At 46.1% G+C, this 19967-nt stretch carries 20 protein-coding genes and 1 pseudogene; 12 read left to right on the top strand and 9 right to left on the bottom strand.

The features are described 5' to 3' along the window. Window positions 1–224 precede the first annotated feature (224 nt). Window positions 225–5129, bottom strand: coding sequence for an ATP-binding protein (locus tag QUB33_RS23060; RefSeq protein WP_333354788.1), 4905 nt, complete (start codon window positions 5127–5129; stop codon window positions 225–227). A gap of 121 nt (window positions 5130–5250) precedes the next feature. Continuing rightward, a complete protein-coding gene (locus tag QUB33_RS23055) occupies window positions 5251–5505 on the bottom strand; it encodes a hypothetical protein (RefSeq protein ID WP_333354785.1) in 255 nt (84 codons plus the stop codon). A gap of 163 nt (window positions 5506–5668) precedes the next feature. Here QUB33_RS23055 and speD point away from each other — a divergent pair, with 163 nt between their 5' ends. After that, window positions 5669–6091, top strand: a complete 423-nt coding sequence (speD, locus tag QUB33_RS23050) for an adenosylmethionine decarboxylase (RefSeq protein ID WP_006633984.1) — start codon at window positions 5669–5671, stop codon at window positions 6089–6091. An 84-nt stretch (window positions 6092–6175) separates the two neighbouring features. Here speD and QUB33_RS23045 read toward each other — a convergent pair whose 3' ends face one another. Next, complete coding sequence (locus QUB33_RS23045) at window positions 6176–6772, bottom strand: hypothetical protein (protein ID WP_333354783.1); 597 nt, start codon at window positions 6770–6772, stop codon at window positions 6176–6178. A gap of 145 nt (window positions 6773–6917) precedes the next feature. On the opposite strand from QUB33_RS23045, the gene queF reads away from it, so the two are divergent. Then, complete coding sequence (queF, locus tag QUB33_RS23040; RefSeq protein WP_006633986.1) at window positions 6918–7337, top strand: preQ(1) synthase; 420 nt, start codon at window positions 6918–6920, stop codon at window positions 7335–7337. A gap of 37 nt (window positions 7338–7374) precedes the next feature. On the opposite strand, the gene QUB33_RS23035 is transcribed toward queF, so the two are convergent. The 5 genes from QUB33_RS23035 to QUB33_RS23015 all read right to left on the bottom strand — a co-directional run bounded on the left by QUB33_RS23035 (window position 7375) and on the right by QUB33_RS23015 (window position 11632). Beyond that, window positions 7375–7572 (bottom strand): DUF2283 domain-containing protein, encoded by a 198-nt coding sequence (locus tag QUB33_RS23035; protein WP_015178821.1) that lies wholly within the window; start codon window positions 7570–7572, stop codon window positions 7375–7377. Further along, complete coding sequence (locus QUB33_RS23030; RefSeq protein ID WP_333198903.1) at window positions 7559–7819, bottom strand: DUF4258 domain-containing protein; 261 nt, start codon at window positions 7817–7819, stop codon at window positions 7559–7561. The genes QUB33_RS23035 and QUB33_RS23030 overlap by 14 nt, the downstream gene beginning before the upstream one ends. A 125-nt stretch (window positions 7820–7944) precedes the next feature. After that, on the bottom strand, window positions 7945–9357 hold the full coding sequence (locus tag QUB33_RS23025; RefSeq protein WP_333354779.1) for a cytochrome c biogenesis protein: 1413 nt from the start codon (window positions 9355–9357) through the stop codon (window positions 7945–7947). Window positions 9358–9627: 270 nt separating this feature from the next. Beyond that, window positions 9628–10359 carry a cytochrome c biogenesis protein CcdA gene (locus QUB33_RS23020; RefSeq protein ID WP_190655876.1) on the bottom strand — a complete coding sequence of 244 codons (732 nt, stop codon included), beginning with the start codon at window positions 10357–10359 and terminating at the stop codon, window positions 9628–9630. Between the two features lie 556 nt (window positions 10360–10915). Then, window positions 10916–11632, bottom strand: a complete 717-nt coding sequence (locus QUB33_RS23015; RefSeq protein WP_333354776.1) for a pentapeptide repeat-containing protein — start codon at window positions 11630–11632, stop codon at window positions 10916–10918. 593 nt (window positions 11633–12225) lie between these two features. Between QUB33_RS23015 and QUB33_RS23010 the strand changes: the two genes are divergently transcribed. Next, the gene (locus tag QUB33_RS23010; protein ID WP_333354772.1) at window positions 12226–12939 is read left to right on the top strand and encodes a tetratricopeptide repeat protein; all 714 of its coding nucleotides are present in this window, start codon (window positions 12226–12228) and stop codon (window positions 12937–12939) included. 109 nt (window positions 12940–13048) lie between these two features. Here the strand turns inward: QUB33_RS23010 and QUB33_RS23005 are convergent, their stop codons facing one another. Further along, on the bottom strand, window positions 13049–14386 hold the full coding sequence (locus QUB33_RS23005; protein WP_333354768.1) for a peptidylprolyl isomerase: 1338 nt from the start codon (window positions 14384–14386) through the stop codon (window positions 13049–13051). A 120-nt stretch (window positions 14387–14506) separates the two neighbouring features. Between QUB33_RS23005 and QUB33_RS23000 the strand changes: the two genes are divergently transcribed. From QUB33_RS23000 to QUB33_RS22965, 9 genes and pseudogenes are all read left to right on the top strand, one after another. Beyond that, entirely contained in the window at window positions 14507–15058 is a 552-nt protein-coding gene (locus QUB33_RS23000; RefSeq protein ID WP_333354765.1) for a peroxiredoxin, read from the top strand. A 14-nt stretch (window positions 15059–15072) separates the two neighbouring features. After that, window positions 15073–15201, top strand: a complete 129-nt coding sequence (locus tag QUB33_RS22995) for a hypothetical protein (protein WP_333354762.1) — start codon at window positions 15073–15075, stop codon at window positions 15199–15201. Further along, entirely contained in the window at window positions 15158–15490 is a 333-nt protein-coding gene (locus QUB33_RS22990; RefSeq protein ID WP_333354759.1) for a hypothetical protein, read from the top strand. Before QUB33_RS22995 ends, QUB33_RS22990 begins: the two co-directional genes overlap by 44 nt. Continuing rightward, the gene (locus QUB33_RS22985; protein ID WP_333354816.1) at window positions 15372–15626 is read left to right on the top strand and encodes a SpoIIE family protein phosphatase; all 255 of its coding nucleotides are present in this window, start codon (window positions 15372–15374) and stop codon (window positions 15624–15626) included. The genes QUB33_RS22990 and QUB33_RS22985 overlap by 119 nt, the downstream gene beginning before the upstream one ends. Window positions 15627–15990: 364 nt before the next feature. After that, entirely contained in the window at window positions 15991–16374 is a 384-nt protein-coding gene (locus QUB33_RS22980) for an MHYT domain-containing protein (protein ID WP_333354756.1), read from the top strand. Then, the gene (locus tag QUB33_RS22975) at window positions 16343–18007 is read left to right on the top strand and encodes a PP2C family protein-serine/threonine phosphatase (RefSeq protein WP_333354753.1); all 1665 of its coding nucleotides are present in this window, start codon (window positions 16343–16345) and stop codon (window positions 18005–18007) included. The genes QUB33_RS22980 and QUB33_RS22975 overlap by 32 nt, the downstream gene beginning before the upstream one ends. Window positions 18008–18370: 363 nt before the next feature. Continuing rightward, complete coding sequence (locus QUB33_RS29715; RefSeq protein ID WP_445299549.1) at window positions 18371–18613, top strand: hypothetical protein; 243 nt, start codon at window positions 18371–18373, stop codon at window positions 18611–18613. 71 nt (window positions 18614–18684) lie between these two features. Further along, window positions 18685–19323: a bestrophin family ion channel gene (locus QUB33_RS22970; protein WP_333354750.1), complete on the top strand. Its 639-nt coding sequence runs from the start codon at window positions 18685–18687 to the stop codon at window positions 19321–19323. Window positions 19324–19456: 133 nt separating this feature from the next. Beyond that, a pseudogene (locus tag QUB33_RS22965) lies at window positions 19457–19891 on the top strand (ISAs1 family transposase); the annotation flags it as partial. Window positions 19892–19967: the final 76 nt, after the last annotated feature.

Below are 19967 nucleotides of genomic sequence, written 5' to 3'. Positions count from 1 at the left end.
TACCCCTGACTATGAAGCGCGGATTTGATATCATTCCGGGACAGCCGGAATTGATATGATGAGTTGATTAAGAGAAAATAGTTTTGAGTTTTAAGTTAAAGAATCTTTAATTCAAAACTCAAAACTTTTAACAATAAAGAATTCAGGAGTCCGCAGTCAGTTATTGGTTGTGGGGGGCTGGTTTAATAGATTGTCTGCGATCGACAATCTATTAAAATTCGGAGTCAGCGATGCAGTCTGCTTAGCAATGTCACGATTGCTTCGACTAACTCATTGGGTTCGACAGGTTTTGCAAGATGACGTTGAAACCCAGCAGCAAGAGCTTGTTTCTCATTAAAGTCTCCAGCATAAGCAGTCAGGGCGATCGCCGGAATTTGCCCGCCCTGCTGTGGTGGTAGAGCTCTCACTTGCCGCACTAGCATATAGCCATCCATCTCTGGCATTCCGATGTCGCACAGGAGGATATCGAAGGGTGTGGTTGAGAGCAGTTGCAATGCCTCGCTCGCAGACCCAACAGCAGTCACTTTGGCTCCCGCTTGTTCGGCTACAAACGCCACAAACTCGCGTGAATCCGGTTCATCATCCACCACCAGCACGCGCAGATTTGCCAGCTCGATCTCGTCAGATCGAGCTTCAGCCCGGCCGGCAACTTCTTCAACCGGATTCGCGGTATGCAAGAGGGGAAGTTCAACGGTGAAGGTGGCTCCCTGTCCTTCACCCCTACTCTCAACCCAAATTTTGCCGCCGTGCAGTTCCACAATTTGACGCGCGATCGCCAGCCCCAATCCCAAACCCCCAAATTTACGAGTTATGGCTCCATCCTCTTGCCGAAAATGCTCAAACACATAAGGCAGAAACTCAGGATTGATGCCTTTTCCAGTATCGGTGACAAGAATCTGGGCATGAGTTCTAGTTTGGGTTAACCTAACGGTAATTTGCCCGCCTTGAGGCGTGAATTTCACTGCATTAGATAAAAGATTCCAGATTACTTGCTGCAAACGCCCGGAATCGCCGATTACCATTCCCTGGGAGGGTGAAAAGGTGGTTTTAATTTGCAGTGACTTGGCTTCGGCGGCCAGTCGAACGGTTTCCAAGGCGGCCGAAATCACCATATTCAAATCAACGGACATCCGATTCAAACTCAGTTTGCCGCTCAGAATGCGGGAGATGTCGAGCAAGTCATCAATCAGTTGTGACTGGAGTCGCGCGTTGCGTTCGATCGTGGCAAGGGCGCTAGCCGTTTTTGCCGCATCAAGTTTGCTTTGCTGCAACAGCTTCGACCAGCCGAGAATGGGATTGAGCGGCGATCGCAACTCGTGAGACAGCACCGCCAAAAACTCATCTTTAATTCGGTTGGCAGTTTCGGCGGCTTCCCGTGCGGTTTGTTCTCGTTGTAGGATTTGTTCTCGTTCGGCTTCGATGCGCTTGCGATCGCTAATATCTTTGAACACGACGGCAACTTTTCGCGCTTCTAGCTGCCCGGTGCGGCAGGCATAAACGTCGAACCAACGGTTCATTGCTTCAGAGCCATTCTCCAACCGAACAGCTTCACCTGTCAGGGCGACTTGAGCGTAAATCTTAATCCAGTGGTCTTCAAGATCGGGGACTAACTGACGCGCCGTTTTACCAGTGGCTTGTCGAAGTCCCGTTTGTTGCTCGAACGCCGGATTGATTTCCAAGAAGCGGTAATCGATCGGCGTGTCATTGGCATCAAACAGCATCTCAATGACGCAAAAGCCTTCATCGATCAACTCAAACAGCGTTCGATAGCGTTCCTCCGATTGGCGCAGGGCTGCTTCCGCTTGAATTCGCTCGGTGACATTCCTGAAATAAACGGTGATTCCCTGTGCGGCAGGGTAGGTGCGGAATTCGTACCAACGATCGTGGTCGGGATAAAACGCCGTAATTGATGCAGGCACGCGATCGCGCATTGCGCTCCAATAGATCCGCTCAAACTCGCTGCCAATCAGTCCTGGGTATTCTTCCCATAAATTCTTGCCAATCAAATCACCCGGAATGCGATCGAGCAGTTTTTCGGCGAATTGATTGACGTAGGTGAACCGCCAGTTTTCATCCAGGGCAAAGAATGCTTCAGCAATGCTCTCCAGAATATTCCGGCTCTGATCCTCGCTTTCACGCAAGGCTTGTTCTGCCCGTTGGCGAGCGTCTTCGACGCGCACGCGATCGGTAATGTCAACGGCAGCGCCGTAAATCACTTGCTCGCCTGGGTACGGCTGGGCGTTCCAGAGCAACCAGCGGTAGGAACCGTCTTTGTGGCGGTAACGGTTTTCAAACGTAAAGGTTTCGTTACCGGAGAACAGACTTTCGGCTTCTGAAACCGAGGTGCCCAGGTCGTCCGGGTGGACAAACTCAGTCCAGGGGCGGGATGTCATTTCGTCTGGTGTCCAGCCGAGGGTTCGTTCAAAGGTTGGGCTGACCCAGTGGAAATGCCCGTTTATGCCCGTAATCACTTGCAAATCTGAACCGACGGCAAGAAACCGTTCCCGTTCCTGCTCAATTTTTTTGCGATCGTTGATATCCCGGAAGAAAAGAGACAGCCCAGTCGGTGAAGGATAAACGTGAACCTCAACCCACAAATCAAACGGAGCATAATATTCCTCAAAGTCCACCCCAACCTGCTCGCTGGACGCTCTGCGATACTGGAATTCAAACTGATTGCCGATCGTGCCTGGGAAGGCTTCCCACATCGTTTTGCCCAGAATTGCTTCTAAAGGAGTTCGCGACACTCGTTGTGCGGCTTCGTTGGCATAGGTAATGCGAAAGTCGAGATCCAGTGCCATAAACGCATCGGTCACGCGCCCCAGAATGGTTCGCTCTCGCACAGTGGCTTCCTGCCGCAGCCGTGCCAGCTTCCAACTTGCTTCTACCCTTGCCAGCAGTTCGCGCGCCGAGAATGGTTTAATCAGATAGTCGTCGGCTCCAGCTTCGAGTCCTTCGATGCGAGATTCTTCGCCTGCGCGGGCTGATAATAGAATGATGGGAATGTCTTGGGTTGCGGGATTAGAACGCAGCGATCGCAACAACTCAAACCCATCCATCCCCGGCATCATCACATCCGTTAATACCAAATCAGGGGGATTTTTCTTTAGAGCGGTCAAAGCGGCAACGCCATCGGCGACGGTTTGAACAGTATAAGAACCGCTCAGGAGTCGTCGAATATAATCGCGCATATCAGTGTTATCATCTGCCAATAAGATTTTCGCTTTAGCGGCCCGATCGGCTGGTGCCTGATTTAAGTTTGTAGGATTATTGTCTAATTCAAAATCCAAAATCGGCAATCTCAACTTGCCTTCTGGCAACCAGCGTTGAGCTTCTTCAACATAGGGCATCGCACCTAACGCCGTTGATGCTAACGTGCGACTGGCACCAATGCGCTCCGGCGGCAGATGTGCTGTTCCGGTGGGAATCGTCACCGTAAAGCAACTTCCCTCCCCAAAAGTGCTGCTGACATCCAGCTTTCCACTGTGTAGTTTGACGAGTTCTTGCACTAGCGATAGCCCAATGCCAGAGCCTTCAAAACTCCGCCCTTGCGAGTTTTTGATTCGATGAAATCGCTCAAATAAATGCGGTATTTCTTCGGAGGGAATACCGACTCCTGTATCTGCAACTGATAATTCAACCCAATTTTCTACGCACTGCAATCGAACAGTAATGGTTCCTGCTAAGGTAAACTTAAAGGCATTTGATAATAGATTGAGAACGATTTTTTCCCACATTTCGCGATCGACATAAATCGCTTCTGGCAAGGGTGGACAGTTAACAATTAGCGACATTCCCACCCGTTCAATCAGCGATCGAAACGTGCTGGCAAGTTCCGCCGTATAGGTTGCCAAATCTATAGGTTCATAAGCTGCCTGCACTCGACCTGCTTCGATGCGTGAGAAATCGAGCAAGCTATTGACGAGTTTGAGCAGCCGCATTCCATTGCGCTGCACCAGTAGTAATTGTTCGCGTTCTTGAGGTGGGATTGTTCCATCCAGATTCGCGATCGCCTCTTCCAAAGGAGCCAGCATTAAGGTCAGCGGCGTGCGGAATTCGTGCGAAACATTGCTAAAAAACGTGGTTTTAGCACGGTCTAACTCAGCTAATGCTTCGGCACGTTTGCGTTCTGCTTCATAGGCTTGGGCGTTGGCGATCGCTGTTGTCACCTGCCCTGCCATCAAGTCAAAAAAACCTTTGTAATCATCATCAAACGTTCTAAGCGGACTCACTCCAGCAATCAGGAACCCGAAGGTTTCTCCCGATCGGGCTAGTGGTAGAACTACCGCTTGATGAGGAGATTTGGACCACGCGCCGCCCGGTAAAAGTCCAAATTGCGCCTCCAAATCTTCAATGATTCTGCTTTCGCCCGTCTCCATGACTTGCTTCAATTGCCACTGGCACTTTTGGGCGGATGTAAGCTCGATCGCCTCACAAGAGGCAAGGGTTCCGGCTGCTAACCTTGTTGTACCCGCGAGTCGTGCGATCTCGCTTTCGCCATCAAGTAGATAAAACAGCGCAAACGGGATGTCATAGGCATTATTGGTCAATACGGTGGCGGAAATCTCGCAAGCTGCTTCTACGGTCTTGGCAGTGACTGTTTCTGCTGCTAATTCGCGCAACGTTGCCAAGCGGCGATCGCTCAAAACGCGCTGAGTGTCCTCGCTACAGGCGCAGAAAATGCCCCCCACTGGGCCATCATCATTCGCCACCGGACTGTAGGAAAAGGTAAAGTAGGTTTCCTCTGTATACCCGTTGCGCTCCATTACCAGAAGCAATTCTTGATTCCACGTCGATTGTCCCTGGTTCAAAACCGCTTCTGCTTGCGGCCCTAGCGTGTCCCATATTTCAGCCCATACCCTTGAGGCAGGCTGACCTAGTGCTTGCGGATGTCGCTTGCCGAGGACAGGAATGTAAGCATCGTTATAAAACTTGGTCATCTGCTGTCCCCACCAGACGAACATGGGGTAGCGAGAGCCTAAGATGATCCGAATCGCGGTTTTCAAGCTTTGAGGCCAGGTTTCAACGGCACCAAGGGCGGAAAGCGACCAATCGTGCGATCGCATCAGCATCGCCATCTCGCTATTGCCTGCAAAAATCTGTTCAACGAGTTGATACTGCTGGATCATGCGGTTGTCTTTCCATTGGGCCCACAGAAACGGGCAACGATCTTAACTCGGTCTGCTGGTGGGGGGGGTTTAGCTAGGTGACGCAGAAACCCAGCGGCGATCGCCTGTTGCTGGTCAACTTTTACAGCATAGGCTGCCAGAGCGAGCGCTGGAATCGGCCCGCCGGGCGATCGTCTAGAATCTGGCGAATTTTACGCATGAGAGCATAGCCGTCCATCTGTGGCATTTGGATATCATATAAATTCCGCCACAGCCGGAACGAGCGAGCTTTGGTTTTTTTAGCCAATAGAAACCAGAGATCGCTTGAATCAAAAAAGGTGGTTTGAGAAGAAAAAGGCAGCACTGAAATAATACGAATTCCATTAGTGAGTGGCATCTGCCTGTGAGACAGTTTGACCCCACCATAAAGCCAGCGCTTGGTGGTAGGTATTTCTCCTAATCTTCATTTTTCTTTGTGAAACATACTTGCAAAATTTTTGACATCGTGCTAACGTTAAAAGGTTTGAGACTTAACATCAATAGAGGTAAAACCCCGCAGAATGAAACAATTGGGAACCCATCTGGTCGCTGATGCTTGGCAGTCTCCTGGAGACTTGCTTAACGATCCTGAACGTATCCGCCGCGCTATTCTCGATGCGATCGAAGCCGGAGGAGCTACTCTCATCGATTTGTGCGTACACCAGTTTAGTCCTCACGGAGTGACAGCTACTGCTACTTTGGCAGAGTCTCATATAGCAATCCATACTTGGCCTGAACACGGTTATTTTGCAGCAGACTTATTTTTCTGCGGAGCCGGCGACCCTCACCGAGCCATGAAGGTGCTACAGACCGCTTTGGAAGCTAAACAGGTAAAACTCACTGAGTTCACGCGCGGTTTCGAGCCAGGGGTGGGAATCGTAGGTTCTGCTTGTGAAGAGCAGTATGCCCCTCGTTCAGTAGAAACGAGTGCCGCCAGAGGATGATGGCCAATTAGCGTAACTTTGAACAATTTATGCTAGGTTTTGTTTAAAATCCCACGGCTGGAGTCGTGGGATTCTTGTTGGAATTTACTTTTTAATTAATAAAGGGCGGACAACTAAATAACCTGCACCGAAAGCTGCAATCACAATCAGAAAAATCGCGATCGCCAACCACAATCCACTTAAGTCTGAGGTTTTTTTGAGTTGAGGTCGGACACGGTAAGGAGTTTCCGGCACCTCTGTAAATAATTTTTCGGGAAGTGGCTGCGGTATCGAGGCGGGTGTTGGCTCCGGTTCCGGTAGTGGGAATGGGAAAGCCACTGTCTGAGGTGGTTGAGGTACGGCAGAATTAGTCTGCGAGGTTGGAGGTGGTGGGGGCGGAGGTTGAACGCTGAAATTGAATTTGACTGACGGCATTTGAGGCATCCCTGTCTGGGTGACGCTCTGAACCGAGTTGACTACTTGCTGTAACTGTTGGGATACTTGAACTACTGTTTCTACTTCTCGCCGCAGTTGTTGATTTTGTTGGACTAATTGCTGATTGTGGGTTTTGAGGGAGTCCACCATCGCTTGGGCTGCTTGCAGCTCTGCCGTGACTTCTCGATAGAGGGAAATCGGTACCGATGGAGAGTAACTATTTGAGTTTTCAGGGGAAGTATTGTCAGATAAGGTAGTATTTTGCATAATTGTAGATGGCGAGGGTGAGCTTGTTTTAGTTTAGCCTGAGAGTATTTGCAATTAGATCGATCGCAACACAATTCGTCAAGATATTTGTTACATATATTGAACGTAAATTTAATTTAATGTTACAAGTTTTTAGTCAATCGCTATGAACAACTACGCACCGGAACAAACTATGTCGCAAAAGTCAAGCACCGAGGAAATGAAATACGGCGAACGCCAGATTTTGGAAGGCGAGTTAATTACTTTCCCGAATCCGCGAGTGGGGCGGCGCTACTCGATTAACATTACTTTGCCGGAGTTTACTTGCAAGTGTCCCTTTTCTGGCTATCCAGATTTTGCGACAATTCACGTTACTTACGTGCCTGACGAGCGGGTGGTAGAGTTAAAGGCGCTGAAACTGTACGTTAACAGTTATCGCGATCGCTACATTTCTCACGAAGAATCGATCAATCAAATTTTAGACGATTTTGTGGCAGCTTGCGCGCCGCTGGAAGCGACGATTAAGGGCGATTTTTCGCCGCGGGGGAACGTCCACACCGTGATTGAGGTGTCGCATCAGAAGTAGGTGCAGTCCCTGTGAGTGTCCGCCCGCTTGAACCGCTTTAGCGGGTAGGGATCTCATCGGAGAGAGATTCTAATGACATAAATTGTTTGACATTTAATATTTCAATCAACACCAGTTCTCCGCTGCTAGAATAGTGCAGAATCATGTTCCCTTCATCTTCGGCATAAGCGATCGGGCAATCGGAAATTTCGATCAGCATCGCATCTACATCAGGGCTATATCTAATCTTTTTCATATCTTGACCTCTTACCAGGATAAGCAGTAATTACTAAAATTTTATCATCATATTCTTGGTAAACTACTCTTAGGACAAGTCCATTCAATCTCTGTTGACAAATAAACTTTCCTTCACCACTTGCTTCTAACTTACTAGGGGTTCTGATAGTTTCAGAAATCAAATCTGTTGATATTGTAACCCCGCGACTTTCTAGAATCTCTATTTTTAGTAAGGCGTGTTGACTGAACTCAATCCTTTTTATCACATTTATTTCCTGTTTAATTATCCGTTTTTCACCTGGTGTAAGGTGCGCCTAGCGCACCCTACTTTATTTCCTGTTTAATTATCCGTTTTTCACCTGGTGTAAGGTGCGCCTAGGGCACCCTACGGTTAGTTTTGATTCGCTAGAGAAGTCGGCGCTATTTCGCTCTTTTCTTCCTCTTTTTTCGATTCGGCCAACTTGTCCAAAATCTCCACAACTTCTCTTTCAAAAGTCACCTGAGCGCGATTTGTGCGCCCCCCGACGTATAGTTTGCCGTCCTTTTCCAAAGCCCAAATCTGCGAGTGAGACAGATAGCTCATCAGCACGCTCAGCATCAGCAACCCGAAGCCAGTATAAACGATCGGAATCCCCGGATCGGCTTTAATTTGCAATCCCGTACTGCCTACAACTTCGTCAATTGTCAGCATGACTCCGTTAACTTCTACCGCCGTGCCTGCGCGAACTGTAGTTAACAATTTGCCATCCGTACCGTACACTAACATCGTTCCTTGCAAATCTTTTGCTAGCAGAGAAACTCCCGCACTCAAATCTGGTTTTGTGGGAATCCAAGCACCCCAAATTCGGCCGTTACCTTGGGTGTCTAGCTGAGCCATTGGCAATTGTAAAACCGGGCTTTTGTTGAGGCGAACTCGCACGGCAGCTATTGCCCAATCTGCTTGATAAAATGTGACTCCCCGGTATCTGAGGGGCTCGTTAACGTGAATGGTTTTGCGATCGACTTCTTGGCCTGTTTTGTCCAAAACTGACAGGTCAGAGTAAAATTGGTCGATGCCGCCCTCGGGAGTATAATCAATCCAGAACCGATTAACTCGCATCGACCAATCCTTCGGTATTTGCGGCGCCGCCCAAGGCCCCGCATCCAGGATATTCTGCACCTGAAATGTTTCGCCGCTGGGAACAATTTCTTGACCTAGAAATCCCGTCATTGCGCCCCATATCGACCCAGCTAAAATAATTAGCATACTGGCGTGAACAATAATCGGGCCGACTTTGCCAATTATTCCCTTGCGAGCATAAACTTTTTCGCCTTCTCGAAATATGCGGTAGTTCTTTTGCTGCAAAAGTGGTTCTAAGGAACTTAAAGCAACTGTTTCTAATTCCGCACTGAGAGCTAATTTTTCAAACTGCTTTGGTTCTTCATAAAATTTCCAGCGGCGGGCGGCTTTTAATGCGGGAAATTGTCGGGTAAATGTACAAGCTGTTAAGCTGCTGCCAAACAAAATTAGGATTGACAAAAACCACCAAGTGCGGTATACGTGGTCTAGTCCTGCAATTAGCACAACTTTCCAAGTTAAGAAGCCGAACAAAGCGGGGTGTTCTGGATAGTTAGATTGGTAAAAGGGTACTGATTGACCTTGTTCGATAACGGTGCCGGAAATGCTGAAAAATGCGATCGTCAGCAGCAAGATAATTGCCAGTCGCAAATCTGCTAGCACCGGCAAGATTTCTCGCTTGAAAAACCTTTGAGGGGCAGTCACCCAGTTTGATAGTTTAGATAGAAATACTTCTTTTGATGTCATTGGTAATTATGAAGAAAGTTCGGCAACGAGCAATGTACGGGATGTAACGGATGGAAGAAGGGAGAAAGAAGAAAGAGGAGGGAAAAACAAAAAATGAATAAAATATTATTATTTTTATCGAGCCAGTCTCAATCAATTTTGAATTCTTTCTCTTTTCTTTCTTCCTTCGTGTTATTCGCGTCTTCGCGGTTGGTTAAAAAAAACTTGATTTACCCATGCAGTAGAGATTGCTATATCTTTAAATAAAGACGGAAGTCCTTACTACTAAACTTAAGCGGGAAGGAGGCGGGAAAGCAGAGAGAAAACGCCAAATCCTACTAGCAAAACGCCACTAACAGGGGTAATCCAACTCGACCACCGACGCAATTCTAACAACTTTTTAATGCTGGCAGTAAAAGTACCTGCTATTATTAGCGGAGCGACGTAGCCAGCAGCGTAAAACAGCAGCAACACACCACCTAAAACTGTATCCCCCGTTTTGGAAACCCAAGCTAAGAGTGTAGCTAAAACCGGCGTGCTGCAGGGAGACGCTACTAAACCAAAAGTTAAGCCCAATAAGTACGATCGCACGCCCGCAGGCAAATCTTTCGGCACCCACCCCACAGCGTCGAAAGACGGCATTTGTAAGGGTAAAGCTTCGAGTAAATTCAGCCCCATTAGAATAGCAATAATGCTGACAAGAATCGGCAAACCCAGACCAATTTTGCCGTAAACTTGTCCGGCAAATGATGCTACAATACCTAAACCCGCAAGGGTGGTGGCTAATCCCAGGGAAAACCACGCAGACTGGGCTGCTGCTTGCAGGCGACTTTTTGCTTCGTATCCACCGATGTAGCCGATCGTGATCGGCAACATTGAAAGCATACAGGGCGTTAAGCTCGTTAGCAACCCTGCCAGAAATATCACTCCGACGCTGACTAAACTGAGGTTTGTCAGTTGAGTATTTACTAAATTATTAGCAAATTGTGCGAGTTCGTAAAGTTGGGTTTGCAGGGTTTCCATCAGTCGATTTTAGATTTTAGATTTTAGATTTTAGATTGACTCCACAGTCGATCGATTTTAGATTTTAGATTTTAGATTTTAGATTGACTCCACAGCCGATCGATTTTAGATTTTAGAGAGACTCTACAGATGAATCTGAGAGTTTAAACTAAATATCTAATATTTTTGCTCTTCACGACTCCTGTCGGGCGCTGGTACCCCTAGGCAGGTGACTTAAGGTTCGCGGCTGTTCTGGCTTTGTTGAAAATTGTAACAGATGCGCGCAGGTTAGGTTTGAAATTTAAGATTTTAGCGAGATTTACTGGTTGGGAGTTAAAAGGTCGATCGCACCCTGGTTTAAATTGATATCTTGACAGCATCCTCAACAAGCTGTTGGCAACGGGCGCAGCTTGGGAGTTAAAAGGTCGATCGCACCCTGATTTAAATTGATATCTTGACAGCATCCTCAACAAGCTGTTGGCAACGGGCGCCGCCTATTGCACCAGATAATTCCTTGACCGCGAAATCGGCGCAAAAGCCTGTCCTTGAAAGTATTCAAACAGACTTTAATTTAACTCTACTTTAAATTAAAGCCACTTTCTTCATTAATAGACCCGTCAGGCATTATTGCCCCTGCCAGCACCGCACCTCTGAGATTTGCTCCCGTTAAAATAGCGCCTTCTAAATTAGCATTGCTCAAATTTGTGACTTGTTTGGAACCTCGGAAAAAGAAGCTGTGCAAGTCAGCACCTGTTAAATTAGTGTCTGCCAAATTAGCATATTGCAAGTCAGCACCGTGCAGCGTCGCCTCCGTTAAATTAGCTTGGGTAAGATTGCTTCCCCAAAGTCGAGAATCTAAGACATTAGCATCTTGTAAATTGGCGCGGCTCAGATTGGCCAAAGTCAGATTAGCATCCCACAAGTTCGTGCCGTTGAAATTAGCTTCGGTCAAATTGGCTCGACTGAGATCCGTGCCTAAAATCTCAGCATTTGCTAAATTAGCGCCGGTGAGGTCGGCGTCAGAAAGATCCGCATTTTTTAAGTTAGCACCGGACAAATTAGCGCCGCTCAAATTAGCGCCGCTCAAATTAGCTTCTTGGAGATTAGCGCCCCGCAAATCTACAGTGTTCAAATCGCATTGCTTCCACAGAAAGCTGACGCACCAATTATCTTTTAATAGGTGACTCAAATCCTCCGCACTTGCGGCCATCACAGGAGGAGTTAAGTAGAGAGTGAACAGGACGATCGCCAACAATGCAGCGAAGAAAGTTTTCAGCCTCATAACTCTTTTCATTGACACTAATTTGCGCCATTAATTATTGATGTCTAATCAAAGCATAGCAAATAATTTGCAACTTCCCTCAGCAAGATTACTCAAAAATATTAGTGTAGTGAAAGGTTAATCAGGGTTGGCGCAGGCACAAACTTAATTCAGGTTGTGTTAGACCCGCTTTCAGCTAGAAACCCGGTTGATTCACAAATGCGTCGCTGCCAAACTAATATTTTTCCTAAAAACCTGGTATAAGATAACCGCAAGTTGGCTCGGGATTTGCCAGTGCAATATCGCTACAAAGTAATACTTGCTCCAGGCAGTTGCAATCGCTCTCCCAGGGGCATACCTGCAAACAATCCCGGTAGGAACTGCTCAATATGGGAAGAAATAAACCGCCCAGCTCGCCTGAAAAGCTTATATTTAAAGGGTTGTAGACGCATTTTTTCACAATTGCGATCGTCATCACTAACTAAGCCCAACTTTCATCACACAACTCAAGCCCCAGCATCACCAAATCTCATCAAACTTATCACGTTCCTGACACTACGGATATCACTGTCAGTAGCTGAAGTATGGAGGAAAATAAGAGCATACAGTTGAACACCACTCCTCCCATGCCTACTATCCCCCTTCTTCCCAGCCAATTAGTTGTCACAACTATTTTCAATTCGATCGAATCTTTGGGATTCACTAATATTGCAGGCAAAGTATTTCCGGGGGAGCAAGCTGAATCCCGACAAGAGACAAATTTAAAAGTTATTACCAAAAAGTTTTACACTAAGGGTTTAAAAAATCTCGAACAACAAGACTTGCACGGCGCTATTAAAAATTTTACTGCCACAATTAACATTAATCCGCAATTCGCGTCAGCTTATAACGATCGCGGTGTGGCACGCTACAAATTAGGCTACAAACAATCTGCGCTCGAAGATTTAACTACAGCCATCGAACTCAATCCTTACCGAGCCAAGTATTACAGCAATCGGGGGTTTATGCTGACTCGTTTAAAACATTATACAGCGGCGATCGCAGATTACACCTCGGCACTGCTGCTCAACCCTAATGTAGCTCAATCTTACTTTAACCGAGGTGCTATCCGCCTGCAAATGGAGAATTCCCTGGCAGCACTAGCTGATTTTGAGTCAGCAATTCGCCTCGATAGCGATTTTGCTAAAGCTTACTTTAACCGAGGACTGACTAGATATAAATTGAGAGAGGTTGAGGGAGCATTTGAGGATTTTCAGAAAGCGGCAGGGCTTTTTAAGCTGCAGGGGAGAATGGATTCTTATCAAGAGGCAGTTTCTCAAATTACAAAGCTATGGTGTTAGTAGAATTTGGCAATTGGGAATTGGGAATTGGGAAATGGTCATTGATAATCAGGTAAGGTGCACCGAAGAGCACCCTACACCTATAATTATTGCCTCAGTCTTGTTAAAGTTAGCCAATACTCAAGGCGGCGTCTCTGGAAGGCAAGCTATCGACAACGTAAGCAGAAGAAAAGTTAATTTCAAAAGCAGCATTTTGAACTGCTGCAGGAGTGGCATTTTGAACCACAGCCAAAGTAGCTCCTCCAAATTGAATGAGTGTGTTGCTGCCTGATTGGGTGAATGAGGTGTTGGATAAAGGGCTGGTTAAGCCAATACGATCGCCATCTCCCGGCCTAAAATCAAGAATTATATCGCTCGACGCATCCAACTCCAGAATTTCACCCGTAACCAGAACAAAAGTATCTGCCCCGGCGCCACCAGTGAGAGTATCGCTGCCAATATCGCCAAGTAAAATATCGTTACCATCGCCGCCGATTAAAACATCGTTTCCTCTGCCGCCTCGCAAAAAGTCGTTACCAGCATCGCCATTGAGATTATCGTCGCCGAGATTTCCGTTGATAATATCGTTGCCAACACCGCCGCTAATGGAGTCGTTACCTTTGCCGCCTCTGAGAAAGTCATCGCCTGCTTCGCCTGTGAGGGTATCGTTGCCTTGGCTGCCGTTAATTGCATCATCCGTGGGTGCACCGAGGATGCGATCGTTTGCGCTACCTCCCAGTACACCGTTAGAATTTTGCTGAGAGTCTTGGGAAGTGACTTGATAGTTGTTCGGGGTGTTGGCCAATCTGAGGGCTCGCAAAGGCAGATTTACAAAATTGGTACTGTTAATGAAATCGTTGAGTACATTAACATCGCTAATGATGCTAGAAACCCGGCTGGGGACGATTCCTCCAATGACTTTTGCAGTTGAAATGCGATCGCCCTGCTGCACCGCATTCACCGTTTCAAAGCCTTGAATAACATTGCCAAAAACAGCATAACTACCATCCAAAAATGGCAAATCATCCAAAGCAAAATAAAACTGCGAAGAAGCCGAATTCAAAGCATTAGAACGAGCCATTGCCACAGCCCCGCGAGTGTGCTGCAACTGCGGCGTCTGGGTGACAACTTGGTTGTAAACAGGTTGCGCGGCCCCTTGCGGCTTAATTTCCAAAGGAATAAAACGCGCCTGATTGGTCTCCGGGTCAATAAAACTACCCGTTCCCAATTGACTTGCTGGAATTGTCGTATCTCTGCTGCGCGGATCGCCTCCTTGCACCACAAAAGGCTCTGGCTGACGCACAACTCGGTGAAACATCACCCCGTCGTAAATGCCACGTTCCACTAAGTCAACAAAATTTCCCCCAGTAATCGGGGCATTAGTGCCGTCTACTTCGATCGCAACGGGTTGACCGTTAATTACCTGGACTACTATAGCTTTGCCTGTTAACGGGAGTGCAGCGCTCATGGGTAAATTGCTATTTGAGTGAGTGATCTTTGGGTTTTAGAAGCAATCCGCGAATTGCCCTTACCCATTTAATCAGAAAACTGTAAACTTGTCTTAAGTACAGTTCTACTTCTAAAATTTATGATGTCCCGTCGCAAGTTTTTTAGCACTTTATTGGCAATTTGTCTAGTTGTTCTAATTTTCAATTTTGCCACACCTGCATTGGCCCTCGGTGGCAAGCTTCCGGCGGTGAATGAAGCCGCACCGGATTTTAGTTTGCCGACAAACAGCGGCGACGGACAAGTGTCTCTGTCCGATTATCGCGGTAAGTGGCTGGTAGTCTATTTTTATCCGAAAGACTTTACATCGGGTTGTACGATCGAAGCACGGAGATTTCAAGAAGACTTGCCGAAATACTTGGCAAAGAATACTCAAATTATTGGTATTAGCGCTGATGATGTCAACTCCCACGCGGAATTTTGCGATTCGGAAGGTTTGAAGTTTCCCCTGTTAGCTGATACTGATGGTAAAGTGAGTAAAGCTTACGGTTCTTGGATGAGTTTTATCTCCGCGCGACACAGTTTTATCATTGACCCTGAAGGTATTTTGCGCGAAACTTTTGTGAAGATTAATCCGGCGATTCATTCTAAAGAAGTGTTAGCTCGTTTGGGGGAATTGCAGACTAACGGGTAATGCGAGGTTTTACAGTGCACGAAATACGAGAAACCGATCGCGTTCGCTTTCTCCATACCCGCAATCGCACCCTCTACAAGAACGTGCTGCGGATGAACATTGACCGCAACCTTACGCTGGCAATTCTCAATCAACTACACTGATGGCAAAGTCAGCATCAGCGGACAACATGAAGAAACCCCGATCGCCCGGGCCGGAGGGCTGGTGGAACTGCTAGACACGATCGATTTAGGACAGCCCATTGCCCTGGATGCAAATATCACTGATTTGATCGATCGCACTCGTCGCGATCGATCTCCAGCCAGGGGATGGCATTGTCCTCTACAGCGATGGCATTACAGAAGCCAAGAACATGGACATGGCCCAGTATGGATGGGAGCAACTCTGTGCGATCGTGAGTCAAAATTGGCATTTGTCGGCACAAGAAATTAAGCAAGCGGTGATTGACGATTTACGGCGACATATCGGCACTCAAAAAGTGTTTGATGACATCACATTGTTGGTTTTGAAGCGGATGGAGTTAGGCGTAGAAAAAAAGTCACAGCCTCCAGCCACCGCATTGGTTTAGATCGATCGCCAATACCTCGAAAAAATAAACTTATGACATTAAACTGGAAAATTGTCGTCGGGGCGATCGCGTTAGCAGTCAAATTTACGAGGTGGTGGTACGATACCTCAAACCTACTGCCACGAAAAAGGCTAAATTTCAAGCGCTCTTCAAAGCTGTACTCACCGTCTAAATTTCTCTAATTTTCATCTATTAATTGCAATTAAATTCAATTTTTTATAGAAAATTTTCCATCATTATTGCCATTTTTTCCTCCTATATCACCTTATAATTAACTGGGAGAATGACTCCAGAAAAAGGTGAAAATATTCGCCTAGCTGGGTTAATTGGTGGTTCTTTGACAATGGGAACGGGCATCTAGGCAATGCACTTTATAGGAATGCTGGCTTATCACCTGCCAGTAGCGATCGCCTACGATTTACCTGTTGTGATTGTCTTTTGGCTTGCCCCAGTCATTGCATCTGGTATCACCTTCTACAGCTTGCATCGAGGTTTTGCACATAGGTTCTCGTTGTTAATCCCCGGTATTCTCATGGGTTCTGGCATTGAAAGTATGCTTTATATTGGCATGGCGGCGATGCGAGTACCTGCCGAAATGCACCATAATTACTGGATTGTGGCGCTGTCTTTCTTAGTTGCCGTTATTTCCAAATCTATAAGGAAGTCCGATGTACGACTTGACGAGATTCACTTTAAGGGACATGGCGGAATGCGGGTTGGCTCTACGCCATTTCGGCTTGCGGGTTGAAAGTATGGAAGAGGCGAGTAACAGAATTGTTAGGTATGTTTACGAAAATTTCTGTACTAAGCCAACTGGTGAGAAATCCTGCGCCCTAGTCCGTTTGTTCAAAACTCACCCTTATGAAGACTTAGAAGTCGAACTTGCCGAGTATGCCCGTAGTATGTTGGGCGACTATCCCCCTTTGCCTGCCATGAAGTGCATGACTGCACTGGCAACAGTAGGAGAAAAAACGGAATGGAACTCAAGACACACATCCGTTGGACATAAGGCTATTCCACTGATAAGCGAATCTGTAGTCGATCAGCTACCGATGATCTCACAACTCATCAGACAGCTCGGCTTAGATATAAAAACAGTTATCAACCCTGACCCGAATCTTTTGGTAGAAATCGAGCAGAGGAAATACAACGTCTTCTATGTACCTGAAGCGATTGGCAGCCCCTATATTCCCGCTCAGGACTCCTTTGTGATTCCCTTCGGAATTAAGTCTGTGTTGGGGTTTGGTGGTCTATTACCTTCAGGCAATATGTTTGCAATTATCATGTTCTTGAAAGTCCAGATTCCTATTAGCACGGTTCAGATGTTCAGCACTCTGGCGCTGAACGTCAAGACAGCACTGCTGCCCTTCGATCGAGGAGCTGTCTTCGCTCAAAAAGATGAATCTGCTACAGCCAAAGGGCAAATATTCACAAGAAACACTGAGCAGGAGGTAGCGCAGCTTAAATCCCAAGTAGCGACTTTGAGGCAGTTGCTTGATGTTTTTGACCAATCGATCTTGGTACAATCCGATCGACTCGAACAAGCCATAGAGGAACTGGCGGACTCGGCGCAAAAGTTAGATACCCTCAACGAGAGACTCAAGGAAGACAATCTTCGCATGGGTGCGGAATTGGATATTGTGCGTCAAATGCAGCAGATGATTCTGCCAAACGCTGAGGAACTGGAAATTGAAGGACTCGATATTGCTGGATACATGGAGGCTGCCGATGAAGTCGGCGGCGACTACTATGATGTTTTAAACACCGATGGCGTTGTCACTCTGGGCATCGGCGATGTCACTGGACATGGACTTGAAAGTGGCATCTTGATGCTGATGGCGCAAACCGCCGTTCGCACCCTCAAGGAAATCCCCGAAGTAGACCCCGTTCGGTTCCTGGATGTGATCAACCGCACCCTTTACAAAAACGTCCAGCGCATGAATTCCCAGAAAAGTCTTACTCTAGCGATTTTAAATTACTCCCAAGGGCGCATCAGCGTCAGCGGTCAACACGAAGAAGTGCTCGTCGTGCGAAACGGTGGACAGCTAGAACGTATCGACACCATGGATTTGGGCTTTCCTATTGCTCTTGACGATGACATTGTTAAGTTCATCAGTCACATTTCCATTGAGCTACACACGGGAGATGGAGTAGTCCTCTACACTGATGGGATACCAGAAGCGAAAGATATCAACAAAGTGCAATATGGAGTCGATAAACTCTGTGAAGTAATTAGCGAGAACTGGCACAAATCGGCGATCGAAATTAAAGAAGCCATTATTGGCGATTTGCGGCGGCATATTGGTAAGCAAAAGGTATTTGATGACATCACCTTGCTGGTTTTGAAGCGACAAAGCGATGCTTCAGATGCTCATCGATAACGGCAACTGGAAGTAGGGCTACAGTTCAAAAGCTCAAAACTGTTCGGAGTATTAATTTGTATGACAGCATTTAATATAGTGCAAGACTTCTTGATAGATTTGACTGCTAACGCGATCGCCTCTTCTGCCATTTTCCAGCTTTATATCATTCACAAAAAAAAATAGATTAAATTCAGCGTAGGTTATTCCATCATCACTATGATTTGTCCCTGTGATTAATACGTCTGAATCTTGCCACTTGTGCCTTGGTTCTTTGTATCTATCTTGCAACCATTTGTTCAACTCTATAACGTAATCATTTAAGCGAGTTTCTTCGCTCTGAGTATTGGAATTTTTTTTACCATCAGGCGTAAATAATGTCCCATTCTAATTGAGGCAGTTTGTATAAATTTTGACAGAAATAATTGGTTTAAGCTAGCTCTAGAATTAAAAAGTTCCGTCATTCGGGATATCAAAAGCCAAGTGCTTTTGATTATGGTAATGGCTGCGCTCATTACTATCATTTACACAAATGGATATCCAGGTCTGTGCCAACCAATTTTAACGGGATTAATCCCGGTAATTGTTTTAGTATTACTATTAGTTTTTCAGAAAAATACAGGCTAAAAAATTGGGATGGCTGAAAAATTGCAGATCCGAGGATATTTACGGGTCGTAATCTTTCCAGAAAGATGTGGATGACAACTTCCGAAAAAACTTTAGCATATCGTCCAGAAAAAGCAGCTTATTTGCGCTTATTATCGGCTTTTTTTATTGCAATACAACAGCCTTTAATATACGCGGGAGTTGACGATGGCTTAAAAAAGTATGTTCTTTCTCCTGAACAATGTTCGGGGTTGCAATATGTAACTAATATGCCATTGAAAGTGACGCAATGGATTGGGGGATATCTAACAAAACAGTATACCCAAAAGCACATCGATAGTATTCAATTTGCCTCCCTCAATCGCTTGCTCGATCAATTAGTAGAATGTCTGTCTCGCTGCGAACGCATTTTATCTGCGCCGATGCCAAAAGCTTATTCGATTCACCTACGGCACCTATTACTTTTATATTGTTTGGCACTGCCTTTTCAGATGGTGAAAGATTTGCAATGGTGGACAATTCCCGTTGTTGGGGTAGTGGCTTTTGGGTTGTTTGGCATTGAGGCGATCGGTTTAGAAATTGAAAATCCCTTTGGATATGATGCTAACGATATTCCCCTGGATCGGCTTTGCAAAAAGTTGCACAACGATACTGAAGAATTAATTGCTGGTGGAACAAAGCAAGACAGCATTGAAACATCAACAGGGAAAACGCATATTCAATCAGGGTAAGCTCATCTAATTTGGTATAAAGTGTACTTGACAAAAAAACGTCAATAGACTTTATACCTGTGGAGCAAACTCAAACCTATAATCAAGTTTGAATCTTAACAAAGTCAATCAAGTTGAAACGGAGTTAAAGACAATGACAAAGGGTTTTGCACCTAGATTGAAACTCGCTGTAAAATCTCAAGCTAAAAGAGCAGAAAAACGACAGTTAACACCTCTGAGCGAAATCCAAGCCAATTTATTGAATTATGTAGCAGAGCTCCCCGACCCCAGAGTTCAAAGAACCCAAAAACACTTATTAAAAGATATTTTAGTAATCTCTATTTTAGCCGTCATTAGCGGTGCAGAAGGTTGGGAAGACATGGAAAATTATGGCATCGCTAAACAACAATGGTTAGAGGAATTTCTCGAATTACCCAATGGTATCCCGAGTGATGATACTTTTCGACGAGTCTTTGAAAGAATCAATCCTGAAGCTTTAGAACAATGTTTAGCGAAGTGGCTTCAAAGTATGCTTGGTTCGATAGTTGGCGAGATTATCCCCATCGATGGCAAAAGTATTAGAGGTTCTTAAGCTGTCAAACATCTAAACTGCATTAACTAAGTTACCTTTATTTTTTATTTTTCTGTTCCATTTAATAATTAGT

It is taken from the genome of Microcoleus sp. B3-A4 (assembly GCF_036705385.1).
In the GTDB taxonomy this organism is placed as follows: Bacteria; Cyanobacteriota; Cyanobacteriia; order Cyanobacteriales; family Microcoleaceae; genus Microcoleus.
This window is presented reverse-complemented; position numbering and strand designations above follow the sequence as displayed.

Coding starts and splice junctions, on each gene's coding strand:
- QUB33_RS23045 (WP_333354783.1), bottom strand. CDS start 6,772: ATGCAAAATACTACCTTATCTGACAATACTTCCCCTGAAAACTCAAAT.
- QUB33_RS23005 (WP_333354768.1), bottom strand. CDS start 14,386: ATGAGCGCTGCACTCCCGTTAACAGGCAAAGCTATAGTAGTCCAGGTA.
- QUB33_RS23055 (WP_333354785.1), bottom strand. CDS start 5,505: ATGCCACTCACTAATGGAATTCGTATTATTTCAGTGCTGCCTTTTTCT.
- QUB33_RS23035 (WP_015178821.1), bottom strand. CDS start 7,572: ATGAAAAAGATTAGATATAGCCCTGATGTAGATGCGATGCTGATCGAA.
- QUB33_RS23010 (WP_333354772.1), top strand. CDS start 12,226: ATGCCTACTATCCCCCTTCTTCCCAGCCAATTAGTTGTCACAACTATT.
- speD (WP_006633984.1), top strand. CDS start 5,669: ATGAAACAATTGGGAACCCATCTGGTCGCTGATGCTTGGCAGTCTCCT.
- QUB33_RS23020 (WP_190655876.1), bottom strand. CDS start 10,359: ATGGAAACCCTGCAAACCCAACTTTACGAACTCGCACAATTTGCTAAT.
- QUB33_RS22970 (WP_333354750.1), top strand. CDS start 18,685: ATGACAACTTCCGAAAAAACTTTAGCATATCGTCCAGAAAAAGCAGCT.
- QUB33_RS23060 (WP_333354788.1), bottom strand. CDS start 5,129: ATGATCCAGCAGTATCAACTCGTTGAACAGATTTTTGCAGGCAATAGC.
- QUB33_RS23015 (WP_333354776.1), bottom strand. CDS start 11,632: ATGAAAAGAGTTATGAGGCTGAAAACTTTCTTCGCTGCATTGTTGGCG.
- queF (WP_006633986.1), top strand. CDS start 6,918: ATGAACAACTACGCACCGGAACAAACTATGTCGCAAAAGTCAAGCACC.
- QUB33_RS23025 (WP_333354779.1), bottom strand. CDS start 9,357: ATGACATCAAAAGAAGTATTTCTATCTAAACTATCAAACTGGGTGACT.
- QUB33_RS23000 (WP_333354765.1), top strand. CDS start 14,507: ATGATGTCCCGTCGCAAGTTTTTTAGCACTTTATTGGCAATTTGTCTA.
- QUB33_RS22980 (WP_333354756.1), top strand. CDS start 15,991: ATGCACTTTATAGGAATGCTGGCTTATCACCTGCCAGTAGCGATCGCC.